Source organism: Wenyingzhuangia marina (assembly GCF_900130035.1).
Taxonomy (GTDB): domain Bacteria; phylum Bacteroidota; class Bacteroidia; order Flavobacteriales; family Flavobacteriaceae; genus Wenyingzhuangia; species Wenyingzhuangia marina.
In genome coordinates this window covers 133,958-146,988 of sequence record NZ_FQXQ01000002.1, presented here as the reverse complement: position 1 = coordinate 146,988, position 13,031 = coordinate 133,958, and the positions used below count along the sequence as shown (strand labels likewise).

At 34.2% G+C, this 13,031-nt stretch carries 9 protein-coding genes; 4 read left to right on the top strand and 5 right to left on the bottom strand.

The features are described from left to right. The first annotated feature begins 152 nt into the window (after positions 1-152). From BUB70_RS04615 to BUB70_RS04600, 4 genes are read left to right on the top strand one after another with little or no spacing between them, the layout of a single operon-like run. On the top strand, positions 153-1,076 hold the full coding sequence (locus BUB70_RS04615) for an ABC transporter ATP-binding protein (RefSeq protein WP_084730179.1): 924 nt from the start codon (positions 153-155) through the stop codon (positions 1,074-1,076). Continuing rightward, positions 1,069-2,313, top strand: a complete 1,245-nt coding sequence (locus tag BUB70_RS04610) for an ABC transporter permease (RefSeq protein WP_073118828.1) — start codon at positions 1,069-1,071, stop codon at positions 2,311-2,313. The genes BUB70_RS04615 and BUB70_RS04610 overlap by 8 nt, the downstream gene beginning before the upstream one ends. Positions 2,314-2,332: 19 nt before the next feature. Then, positions 2,333-3,496: a sigma-54-dependent transcriptional regulator gene (locus BUB70_RS04605; RefSeq protein WP_073118826.1), complete on the top strand. Its 1,164-nt coding sequence runs from the start codon at positions 2,333-2,335 to the stop codon at positions 3,494-3,496. A gap of 34 nt (positions 3,497-3,530) precedes the next feature. After that, entirely contained in the window at positions 3,531-4,007 is a 477-nt protein-coding gene (locus BUB70_RS04600) for a hypothetical protein (RefSeq protein WP_073118824.1), read from the top strand. 75 nt (positions 4,008-4,082) lie between these two features. Here BUB70_RS04600 and BUB70_RS04595 read toward each other — a convergent pair whose 3' ends face one another. The 5 genes from BUB70_RS04595 to BUB70_RS04575 form a co-directional block, all read right to left on the bottom strand. After that, positions 4,083-5,501 (bottom strand): efflux transporter outer membrane subunit, encoded by a 1,419-nt coding sequence (locus BUB70_RS04595; protein WP_073118822.1) that lies wholly within the window; start codon positions 5,499-5,501, stop codon positions 4,083-4,085. 2 nt (positions 5,502-5,503) lie between these two features. Continuing rightward, the gene (locus tag BUB70_RS04590) at positions 5,504-8,638 is read right to left on the bottom strand and encodes an efflux RND transporter permease subunit (protein WP_073118819.1); all 3,135 of its coding nucleotides are present in this window, start codon (positions 8,636-8,638) and stop codon (positions 5,504-5,506) included. 17 nt (positions 8,639-8,655) lie between these two features. Next, positions 8,656-9,777 carry an efflux RND transporter periplasmic adaptor subunit gene (locus BUB70_RS04585; protein ID WP_308691362.1) on the bottom strand — a complete coding sequence of 374 codons (1,122 nt, stop codon included), beginning with the start codon at positions 9,775-9,777 and terminating at the stop codon, positions 8,656-8,658. A gap of 6 nt (positions 9,778-9,783) precedes the next feature. Then, positions 9,784-10,290 carry a GbsR/MarR family transcriptional regulator gene (locus tag BUB70_RS04580; RefSeq protein WP_073118815.1) on the bottom strand — a complete coding sequence of 169 codons (507 nt, stop codon included), beginning with the start codon at positions 10,288-10,290 and terminating at the stop codon, positions 9,784-9,786. 1,560 nt (positions 10,291-11,850) lie between these two features. Further along, the gene (locus tag BUB70_RS04575) at positions 11,851-13,011 is read right to left on the bottom strand and encodes an iron-containing alcohol dehydrogenase (RefSeq protein WP_073118813.1); all 1,161 of its coding nucleotides are present in this window, start codon (positions 13,009-13,011) and stop codon (positions 11,851-11,853) included. Positions 13,012-13,031 lie beyond the last annotated feature (20 nt).

Genomic DNA, 13,031 nt, shown 5'->3' with positions numbered 1-13,031 from the left:
CAATAGGTGTTAAAATGGTGTTTTAATATTTATTAATCAAAAGAATGTGGAGGCATCTATTTCAAATACTGAAGAATTAATTTGTTTATGTAAAGGATATATACCTTACATATAATATCTTTGAAATCTCTTAAAAAAGAATTTTAGCATTTATGCAAGAACCTATCATCAGTATTCAAAAGTTATACAAAACCTACGGTACTAAAACAGCCTTAAACCATATATCCATAGAAATAAACAAAGGGAGTGTGTATGGATTGATTGGTCAAAATGGGGCAGGAAAAACATCATTGATTAGAATTCTTAATCAAATTATTGATGCCAATAGCGGAAATATTATTTTCAAAGGAATTCCTATGACTCCTAATGCGGTAAGACATATTGGTTATTTGCCCGAAGAGCGTGGTTTGTATAAAAACATGACCATAGAAGAGCAAGCTTTGTATTTTGGTCAACTAAAGGGAATGACTAAAACCAAGGCTTTAGAACAGTTAAATTATTGGTTAGATAGGTTTGATATTACAGATTGGAGAAAAAAGAAAATCCAAGGACTTTCTAAAGGAATGGCTCAAAAAGTACAGTTTATTATTACTGTTTTACATCAACCAGATTTATTGATTTTAGACGAGCCTTTTAGTGGTTTTGATCCTATTAACGCGAATTTAATTGCTAAAGAAATCAAAACTTTGGCGAAAAATGGAACAACTGTTATTTTCTCTTCTCACAGAATGGAGTCTGTAGCAGAAATGTGTGATGCTTTGTGTTTAATTCATCATGGAAATATTTTGTTAGAAGGAAGCATTCAGAATATTCAGAAAAAATATATTCAAGAAACTTTTGAAGTCACACTTGCTAATTATCAAGAAAACGAGTTAGCATTGTTTTTAAATAATGCTGCTTATAAAACGAATATCATCCAAAAAGAAGACGATGAAATTCGTTTTGAAGTTGTAAACAATCAAAAAGAAACCGATCATTTGTTACAGGATTTATTAAAAGTAGGAAAAGTAATTTCTTACAAACAACACACCCCAAGTTTACAAGACATCTTTATCAAAACCATAGAAAATGCATAAGTTACTTCTTATTATACAACGTGAGTTCATTACTAAAGTTCGTAGCAAAGCATATTTAGTATTGATTTTTTTAAGTCCAATATTAATGATTGGAATGTTTGCAGCTATCTTTTATTTTGCGAGTAAAGAGAACAAAGAAAACTATAAACAGGTTTCTATTTTAGCGGTGACCACTCCGGAAATAGCGGCTGATATTCAAAAAGAAAATCAAAATATTACAGTAGAATACAGAACGGTTATTTCTTTTAAGGCTGCTAAAAAACTTGTAAATGATCAGGATTTAAATGGTTTGGTATATGCAAACCCATTATCTAACATGATGGAGATTTATGGAGATGATAAAATTCCCTTACACTCTCTAGAAACCATTTTAGAAAAGCATTGGGTTTTACAGCAGTTAAAAAACAAAGGTGTTAAGGAAGCTGTTATTAAGCAAGCTACTGAGAATACTCCTATCCATTACAGTAAAAAAGATGATTCCCATGCTACCATTCAAAAATGGGTAAAAGGTACGGTTGCCATTGGAAGTGGTTATTTAATTATGATGTTTGTTATTATTTATGGTAATTCTGTAATGCGTAGTATTATAGAAGAAAAAAACAGCCGTGTGGTAGAAATTATGGTTTGTACCGTAAAACCTTTTCAGCTAATGTTAGGAAAAATCATTGGAAATGCTTTGGCTGGAATTCTACAATTTTTAATATGGGGGATTTTACTTTTAGGAGGATTGTTCTTATTGCAAATATATTTCCCGTCAGTTGGAGGGAATTCAGATAAAATAGAACAAATATTCAACATTATTTGGGAAATCAACTATACCGAAATCTTTGTCGGTTTTGTGTTTTTCTTTTTAAGTGGATACCTATTATACAGTAGTTTTTATGCTGCTGTAGGAGCTGCTGTAAGTAGTGAAACCGACACACAACAATTTGTGCATCCTATTTTATTACCGCTAATGTTTGCCGTGTATATTGGCATTGTAACGGTAATCAACGGAAATCCAAACGGAAGTACAGCCCTGTTGTTTTCATTTGTACCATTTACCTCTCCTGTGGTGATGCTAATGCGGATCCCTTTTGGAGTTCCTATGTGGCAAATAATTTTGTCCTTGGCATTATTATTGGTTAGTTTTATCACAACGGTATATGTTGCTAGTAAAATTTACAGAATCGGAATTTTAACCTACGGTAACAAACCAAGTATGAAACAATTGGTAAAATGGATGTTTCAAAAATAACCTTTGATATTAAACAAGAATGAGTAAAATATTACTGATAGAAGATGAAGCAGCAATTAGACGAGTTTTAAAAAGAATTATTGCTGATGAAAACAATACCTATGATGTAGAAGAAGCCGAAGATGGAATTATAGGGTTAGAGCTAATCAAAGAACATGATTATGATTTAATTCTTTGTGATATTAAAATGCCTAAAATGGATGGGGTAGAAGTATTGCAAAAAATAAAAGAACTAAAGCCAGAAATTCCTGTCATTATGATTTCTGGACATGGAGATTTAGATACCGCTGTACAAACCATGCGAATGGGGGCTTATGATTATATTTCTAAACCGCCAGATTTAAACAGACTTTTAAACACGGTTCGTAACGCCTTAGACCAAAAACAATTAATTGTAGAAAACAGACAGTTAAAGAAAAAAGTCAGTAAAAAATACGAAATGATAGGGGAGAGTCAACCCATCAAACATATCAAGAATATGATTGATAAAGTAGCTCCAACCGATGCTCGTGTTTTAATTACAGGTCCTAACGGAACAGGAAAAGAATTGGTGGCTCACAGGTTACACGATTTAAGTGAACGTTCTAAAGCTCCAATGGTAGAAGTAAACTGTGCTGCCATTCCATCAGAATTGATAGAGAGTGAATTGTTTGGTCATGTAAAAGGATCTTTTACTGGAGCAAATAAAGACAGGGCTGGAAAGTTTGAAGCAGCCAATGCAGGAACCATTTTCTTAGACGAAATTGGAGACATGAGTCTTTCTGCACAGGCAAAAGTACTAAGAGCTTTACAAGAAAGTAAAATTAGTAGGGTAGGTTCTGACAAAGACATCAAAGTAGATGTAAGAGTTTTAGCGGCTACTAACAAAGATTTGCGAAAAGAAATTGCAGAAGGTAGGTTTAGAGAAGATTTATATCACCGTTTGGCGGTTATTCTAATTCAAGTTCCTTCTTTAAACGATCGTAGAGATGATATTCCTACTTTAATCACACACTTTGCTGCAATTATTGCCAAGGAGCAAGGAATGGCTCTTAAAACTTTTTCTGAGGGGGCTATTAGCAAATTACAAGAATACAATTGGACAGGAAACATTCGTGAGTTAAGAAACGTGGTTGAACGTTTGTTAATTCTTGGAGAAAAAGAAATTAGTGCTACAGATGTTGAGATGTTTGCTAGTAAATAAATATTGAACTTAAAAAGGCCATTGGCCAAATGATATGATTGAGCAAATAAAAAACATTGAAATAGGAGTAGGAGTTGGTAAAGTAAAGTTTGGAATGTTAAAAACAGATGTTTTAAGCATTTTAGGAATGCCTACTGATAAAGAAGTTGAGAAAGATTTTGAGACCGGTGATGCTGTAGAAACTTGGGATTACGACAATTGTGGTATCGCTTTTTCTTTTGATGAAGAAGAAGATTGGAGACTAGAAACCATTACCATCAACTCAAGTTATTTTGAATTGAATGGTGTAGGATTGGTAGGAAAAGGAATTGAAGAAGTTCAAGATTTTATTGAAAAGCACGAATTAGGAGACATGGAATTTGAAGATTATTCTACTCCTGAAAATCCTAATCACGAATTGATAGATGTAGATGAAGCCAATATGTTTTTTTGGTTTACAGACAATATCTTACAAGAAATTCAATTTGGTGTTCAATGGGATGAAGACGACAATGCTTTGTGGCCTGAATAAAAATATAAATACCCATAAAAAAAGCTCCAACGTTAACGCTGGAGCTTTTTTTATGTTTAATTATTATCCTATTGCTTATTTTACACCACCACCAAGGGCTTTGTACAAATCTACTACGGTTAATAATTGTTGCAGTTTGCTATCTACCAAGTTTAGTTTTGCACTTAAAGCACTTTGCCTAGCCGTTAACAAATCTAAATAAGTTACGTAACCATTGTTTAACAATTCTTCAGAGTTAATTTCTGCATTACTCAACGCTTCTGCTTCTTTTGCTCTAAATACAAACTTGCTAGTTTCTGCTTGGTAAGCATACAAAGCATTTGACACTTCGCTACCTGCAACCAATAAGGCTTTTCTATAATTTAACAAAGCTTGTTCTTCATTATTTTTAGCAACCTCTAACTGTGTTTTTAACTTTCTTTGATTAAAGATAGGTTGGGTAATCCCTCCAATAATACTCGCAAAAATTGAATTTCCAGTCAACCATTTGTCTACCTCTAATGCCTGAAATCCTCCAGAAGCTGTTAAGGTAAGTGATGGATATAAATTGGTCTTGGCTACATTTTTCATTTCAAAATTTTGCATCAAAGCATATTGAGCAGATTTTACATCAGGTCTGTTGCTTAACAATAAAGCAGGAATTCCTATTTGCATATCAGTATCAATAGCTTGCTTGCTCAATTCACTTCTTTCAAATTTTCTAGGCGTTGTTCCTAATAAAATGCTCAAGCTGTTCTCTAACTGAAAAATAGAAGCTTCTAAATCTATCTTAAGCGCTTCTGCATTATTGTATTGTGCAATATTTTGATCTACTGCTACTTGATTTACTTGTCCAGACTCCTTTAAAGCCTTAATGGTTTCTACTCCTTTTTTACGAACCGCTATGGTTTGGTTGGTAATTTCTAACTGAGCATCCAATGCTAATAATTGATAATAAGCTCTTACAATTCTAGCAACCAATTCTGTTCTCACGGCTTGTTGTGCTGCTTCAGACTGTAAATAACTAGCCAAACTAGCTCTTTTACCACTTCTTATTTTACCCCAAATATCCGCTTCCCAAGATAAGTTTCCACTTAACTCATAAGTCTGAATAGATCTGTTTGCCGATAAACTTCCAAATCTACTATTCTTAGAAACTTCTTGATCATTTAAACTTGCCCCAATACTAAAGGTTGGTAAAAAAGCTGCTTTTCCTTGTTTTAAATAAGACTCGGCAGACTCCATTTGCTTGATGGCAATTTGTAAATCAAAATTATTCTCTAAGGCTTCCTCAACATAGGCTTGTAAATAAGCATCGGTAAACATGGTTTTCCACGATACAGAAGCCATAGAAACCGTATCTGTTTGTTTTATTTGTTCCCCTTCAACTCTATAAACTTCTTTAGATGTTTCTTTTACAGTTGGTTGTTTATAATCTTTCACAGCCAAGCAAGAGGTTAGGAGTACGGATACTCCTAACATCATGGCTACATTATATTTGTTATATTTTTTCATCATTACTCAATGTCTTTTGTTAATTCATACGCTGTTTTAGATACTTTTTCTTGTAACGTTTGGAAGACAATAAATAATATTGGAATGATAAACACCCCTAAAATAGTACCTATCAACAATCCACCTACAGCACCTGTACCAATAGATCTGTTTCCTGCCGCTCCAACTCCTTGAGCTAACACCAACGGCATCAATCCTAAAATAAAGGCAAAAGAAGTCATTAAAATAGGTCTTAAACGTGTTTTGGCTCCATGAATGGCTGCCTCCGCAATTCCTTCTCCATTTTTTCTTCTTTGTAAAGCAAACTCTACAATTAAGATGGCGTTTTTAGCTAACAGACCAATCAACATAATTAAGGCAATTTGGAAATAGATATTGTTTTCTAATCCTGCCAAATTGGTGGTAATATAAGCTCCAAAGACTCCTAATGGAATGGATAAAATAACTGACAATGGTAAAATATAACTTTCGTATTGAGCTGCTAACAAGAAATAAACAAACAACAAACTCAATATAAGAATATAAGTTGTTTGGTTTCCTGCGTTTACCTCTTCACGAGTCAAACCAGAGTAGGCAACACTGTAATTACTTGGTAATTTTGCCGCTTCTTCTTCAATTATTTTAATTGCATCTCCCGTACTATATCCTTCATTTACCGCTCCACTAATGGTAGTTGAGTTGTACAAGTTAAAACGAGTAACAGATTGTGGTCCATACACTCTTTTTAATTTTACAAACTGAGTAATAGGAGACATTTCACCTTTGTTGGTTCTTACAAAAATCTTGTCTAGAGAGTTTACATCTGCTCTGTCTTCTGGCAATGCTTGTATATACACCCTGTATTGTTTACCAAATCTGGCAAAGTCTGATGCGTACACTCCACCAATATAACTCTGTAAAGTAGAGAAAATACTATTGATAGGCACTCCTGTTTCTTTTGCCAATGGCACGTTTACTTCCATTTCATATTGAGGATAGTTAACGTTAAAAGCAGATTGTGCATATTTTACCTCTGGGTGACTCATCAAAGCGCCCATAAATTGTTTGTTGGTTGCATCTAACTCTTTTAAATCTCCTCCAAAACGATCTAATAAGTTCACTTCAAAACCAGCTGAGTTACCAAAACCTCTAATACTAGGAGGAGAGAAGAATATAATATTCGCTCCTGGAACTGTAGAAGCTACTCCAAACAGTTTACCTGTAATGGCTGCCGTAGAAAGTGATGGATCTTTACGATCTGCCCAATCTGTTAACTTCACAAAACCAATAGCGTAATTACTTCCAGAACCACTCAACAAACTATTTCCTTTGATAAACGAAACTCCTTCTATTCCTGGTATGTCTTTAATTTTAGCATATAATTCTTCTGTAACAATACTAGTTCTATCTAAAGAAGCTCCCGCAGGTAATTCTATATTTGTAAAAATCATACCTCTATCTTCATTAGGAACAAATCCTGTTGGGGTGTTTTGAGAAGTATAATAAATTCCTCCAAACGTCAATATGATTAAAACCAACGTAATCCATTTTCTTTTGTATAAAAAATGTATCGATTTACCATATCTATCCACCGTAGCATTAAACCCTGTGTTAAAAGCAGCATAAAAACGGTGAATCCCTTTTTTATCATCATGTCCTTCGTGATGTGTTTTTAAGAACAAAGCACAAAGAGCAGGACTTAAGGTTAAAGCGTTTACTGCAGAAATTAAAATGGCAATAATTAAAGTAATCCCAAATTGCTTATAGAATACTCCTGTAGGCCCTTGTACAAAGGTTACTGGAATAAATACAGCCGACATTACCAAGGTAATAGAAATAATTGCCCCTGATATTTCGTGCATCGCATCATTGGTAGCCTTTTTAGGATTCTTTTCACCACTGTCCATTTTAGCATGTACGGCTTCTACCACCACAATGGCATCATCTACCACAATACCAATGGCCAATACAATAGCAAATAGGGTTAATAGGTTGATGGAATATCCAAATAGGTTTAAGAAAAAGAAAGTACCAATAATAGATACCGGAACTGCAATGGCCGGAATTAAAGTAGAACGTAAATCTTGTAAAAAGATAAACACCACAATAAATACTAATAAAAAGGCTTCTAATAAGGTATGAACTACTTTTTCTATAGAAGCATTTAAGAACAAACTAGTGTCATAAGGAATAAAAATATCCAATCCTTTAGGCAAGTCTTTTTTAACGTTCTCTAAGGTTACTTTAATATTCTCAATAATCTCTTGTGCATTAGATCCTTTGGTTTGGAAAACTCCCATAAATACAGCAGGTTTTCCTAAACTAGAAGCTCCAGAAGTATAAGATTGTGCATCCAACTCTATAGTAGCTACATCAGCCAAGGTTAAGAATTTACCATTCCCCAAAGCTTTGATAATAATTTTGTCGTACTGATCTTTGTACTTAAATCTACCTTGGTATTTTACCACATAAGAAAACGACTCTCCGTTGTTTTGTCCCAAAGACCCTGCAGAGGCTTCTAAGTTTTGCTCTTGTAAAGCAGCGGTAACATCAGAAGGAATTAAGTTATAAGCCGCTAGTTTTTCTGGCTTTAACCAAATTCTCATCGCATAATTACTTTGAGAGAATACATTTACGTTCCCAACTCCATTAATTCTTTGAAGGGCAGGAACCACGTTAATACTCAAATAGTTTTGAATAAAAGTAGCATCGTAATCTTCGTTATCAGAATACATAGACAAGAACATCAAAGCACTTGTTTGTTGCTTTTGAGTAGTTACCCCTGTTTGTGTTACCTCTTTAGGCAATAGAGGAGTGGCTCTTGCTACACGGTTTTGTACATTTACTGCCGCAACGTTTCCATCTGTATTTTGATCAAAATACACGGTAATATCTGCGGTACCGTTGTTAGAGGCTGTTGAAGTAATATAAGTCATTCCTTCAACACCATTTATTTGCTCTTCTATAGGTGTAATCACACTTTCTAGAACGGTTTCTGCGTTGGCTCCTTGGTAAGAAGCGGTTACTTTAACAGTTGGGGGAGCAATATCAGGATATTGTTCTATGGGCAAACTGTTAATACTAATAAAACCAAGCATTACTATAATGATGGAAATCACTGTAGATAATACGGGTCTTTCTATAAATGTTTTTAACATGTGATTGTAGTTATAAATTATTTAAATAAAACCTGAATAGGCTTTAAAATACTATCTAAAGAAACCTCGTTAGGAGTAATTTGCATGTTGTCGTGTAATTTACCTACACCGTTGGCAACAATTTTATCACCTTTTTCTATTCCAGCCGAAACCACATACACATTGTGTAAAGTTGTTTTAATTTGAATGACAGATGAGCTAATAGAGTTGTCTTTCTTTAACTTATAAACCATTACTTTTCCTTGTTGCTCATAAGTAGCTTCTTGCGGAATAACAATAGCATTTTCGTAAAAAGTAGGAATTTTAATTTGTCCACTATTTCCGTTGGTTAAAATTTGATTAGGGTTGTTAAACACCGCTCTAAAACTTACCGTACCTGTATTTCTGTTAATTTGTCCAGAAGAGGTTTGTATTTTTCCTTGCTGATCAAAAGTTTTTCCGTTGGCCATGACCAAACTAACAGGAGGGAAGTTGTCTATTTTTTCTTGAATAGAGTTTCCTTCTGCGTTTTGTAAAAAATCTATATAGTTAGATTCGTTCATGGTAAAGAACGCATACACTTGCTGAATATCACTAATGGTTGTTAATGGCTGAGAGTCGTTAGAACTAATTAAAGAACCTTCTCTAAAGTTAATAGCTCCTACATATCCATCTACTTGACTTTTAACCATGGCATAACCTATACTAGCACTAATACTGCTGTAGTTTGCTCTTTTTTGAGACAAATTAGCTTTGGCCGTTTGTAATTGTACAGCACTAATAATTCCTTTTTCTACCAATGGAATTAATTTTTCTACTTCTACTTTTGCCACGTCAACAGCTGCTTTTGCTGCTTCTGCATCTTGTGATAAGGTTTGTGTTTCTAGCTGAAACAAAGGTTGTCCTTTGGTTACTTTTTGTCCTTCATCAACCAAAACTTTTTGAACATAACCAGAAACTTTAGCTCTTACATCACTGTTTACAACCCCTTCTATGGTTGCAGGATAACTTCTAAAGTCGGTAACATCTTTACCTGTTATAGCGGTTACTTTAAAAGTAGGAGGGGTTTGATTTGTTTGGGTAGCCTGTTGTGATTTTCCACAACTAAACAACATTCCAATTAGCATTACCGATGCTACTGATAGGGAAATTTTCTTCATTTTCATTTAATTATTTTCTTGATGGTTTTTTATAATTCGGTTTTTTATTTCTTTTACAGACTCTATGGTTTTGTCTAAAAACTCAATAAAATCTTTGTGGAACTCTACATTAAACTTTTCTTCATTGAGGGTTTCTTTTAAATTATTAACAGTTAGTTTATAGGACATTACTTCTTGATGAATTTTCATTTCTTTATTCCAATCCTCAATGGTTTTGTTAATCCCTTGCACCATACTGTCGTGGTTCATGATATAATACTTTTTACGATCTCCTATTTTGGTATAGTATTTTAGTTTATTTAAACCCTGTAAATGGGTTAAATGTGTTGAAATGGTACTCTTACTGGCACAAAGATTTTCTATCAACTCCTCAAAAGTTGTACCTCCTTTACCATTTAAAATAATATAAGAAAACACTCTTGCCGCTACGGGTGCTAGTCCTTCCTTTTTTTCAAAATGAATTCCTAGTTTTTCAACCAAATGACATTTTTGATTTTTCAATAATACATCCATATTCTTGTAATTTGGCTGCAAATATAATACTTAGTTCGGAACAAACCGAACCAAAAGAACTCTAATTGACAGAATTATTAGCATTATTAAACATTTGTTTAGTTTTACGAGGATGATAGCGAGGAAAGATACTAAACACGATAACGGTAGTCTTCGTGCTCACAGTCTTTTAGCGGGTTATAAAGCTCACGGTCTTCGAGCAAGGTTGTAGAGATAGGGTCTTCGAGTGTGGTTGCAATGCTCACGGTCTTCGAGCGGAGTCGAGAAGCACAATGCTTAACTTTATAAAAATAGCAACTATACTAAAGAAAGTACACGTTTTATAATAGCACCCATATACTAATGAAACCAATGGTTCTCGACTCCGCTCGAACACCCTGTAGAGTCTAGAAGCACCATGTTTAATATTATAAAAAGGAGAAAATAAAACAAGAATATATTTTATATCAAGACTTTCACACACCTAAGAAACCCACAGTCTTCAAACATGATTACAGGGCTAATAGTCTTCGAGCAAGGTTGCAGAGCATAGGGTCTTCGAGCGGAGTCGAGAAGCATCATACTTAACTTTATAAAAAAAGCAACCAAAGTAATTTTAAGTACATGTTTTAAAACAGCCTCCATATACAAAAGAAGCTAATGTTCTTCGAGTGTGGTTGCAGAGTTTATGGTCTTCGAGCGGAGTCGAGAAGCAGAGTGATTAACTTTATAAAAAGGTAACTAAAGTATAGAAAGTATATGTTTTATAATAACCCTCATATACCTAAGAAACATCATAGTTCTCGACTCCGCTCGAACACCGTAATAGAGTAGGGAAAAACAATGATTAGTATCGTTTAGAAATATAGCTAAAATAGAACTGCTTTGTATCTTATGGAAGCATTTAAAAACAAGAATAGTTAATGGTTCTCGACTGTAGCTTTTCTACGTTGGATAAGTATTATACTTATAATCTTAGAGCGTGGTTGCAGAGTTTAGGATCTTCGAGCGTGGTTGCAGAGCGGAGTCGAAGTAGAGTCGAGAAGTACCATGTTTAGGTTTATAAAAAAGGTAGCTAAAGATATAATATGTCTTAATTTAAGGGTTTCAAAAACCAAAGAAACCAATGGTTCTCGACTCCGCTCGAACACCCACCCTGTAGAATAAGGTACACTATGTTGCAACAAAAGTAAATTATAATAGAAGTAGAAGAAATTAAGAAACTATAAAGGTGTTTTTAAGGTCTTAGAGCACGGTTGCAGAGTTTAGGGTCTTCGAGCGTGGTTGCAGAGCGGAGTCGAAGTAGAGTCGAGAAGCAGAGTGATTAACTTTATAAAAAAGGAAGCTAAGGTAAAGTGGAAATGTGTTTTATGGAAATATTAAAAAATTAGAAGAAACATCATGGTTCTCGACTCCGCTCGAACACCATATATGTCATTACTAGTTCTAAAAAACAATCGAACACCGTATTTTTTAAAGAGTTTTAGAGAACACCTAAATATGGCATCATCATTTAATTACAAAAAAATCCAGTAAAATAATTTACTGGATTTTTTATTTAGGGGCTATATAGGGGAGGGATTAATAAGCCATGGTTACTATTTTTTCTACATCAGAAGGGCTTAGGTTTTTATGTTCTCCTAAGGTATTCCAACCTCTAACGGTAAACCTTCTTGAGATTTCTTGAGCGGTACCCATATAATCTCTGGTATAATCAGATAATTTGGTATCAATACCCAAACCATTAAAAAACATTTCAGTTCTTACAATGGCTTGTTTTGCTTTTTCATCTACAGAACCTTCGGTAATGTTCCACACTCTTTCTGCATATTGTGCTAATTTTTCTTTTTTAGCCTCAAAATTATATCGGTAATGACTAGGAGCAATTACCGCTAAAGTTCTAGCGTGGTCTATGCCGTACAAAGCCGTAAGTTCGTGACCGATGGCATGTACTGCCCAGTCTGTAGGTACTCCTTTCTGAATCAACCCGTTTAAAGCCATGGTACAACTCCACATAAAATCTGCAGCTGCTTTATAATCTTTAGGGTCTTTCATTACTTTAGGTGCAACTTCTATTAAGGTTTGTAAAATACTTTCCGAAATACGATCTTGTAACAAAGCATTTATAGGATAAGTCATGTATTGCTCTAACACATGTGTAAAGGCATCTGTAATTCCATTGGCCAATTGTCTTTTAGGAATAGATTGGATTACGGTTGGATCTAGAACAGAAAACTGAGGAAACAATCCAGGACCTCCCATGGCAAGTTTTTCTTTGGTTTCCTCTCTGGTAATAACCGCTCCAGAATTCATTTCTGAACCCGTTGCAGGTAAAGTTAACACGGTTCCAAAAGGCATTCCGCTAGTTGTTCTGATATTCTCAGTTAAAATATCCCAAGGAGTATCGCCTTTATACAAAGCTGCTGAGGATAAAAACTTAGTACCATCAATAACAGAACCACCACCAACAGCTAATAAAAAGGTGATTTTTTGTTCTTTTATAATTTTTAAAGCATCCATTAAAACAGCATACTCTGGATTGGCAGGAATACCACCAAACTCAACTACCTCAAACCCTTTTAATGCTTTGGTTACTTGTTCATAGATACCATTTTTTTTGATACTACCTCCTCCATAAAGCAACAATACTTTTGCCTTATTTGGAATTTCTTTACTTATGTTTTCTATTTGATCTTTACCAAATAGTATTTTTGTTGGATTCTGATATTCAAAATTATTCATATGCTTTTTTTTTAGATGAT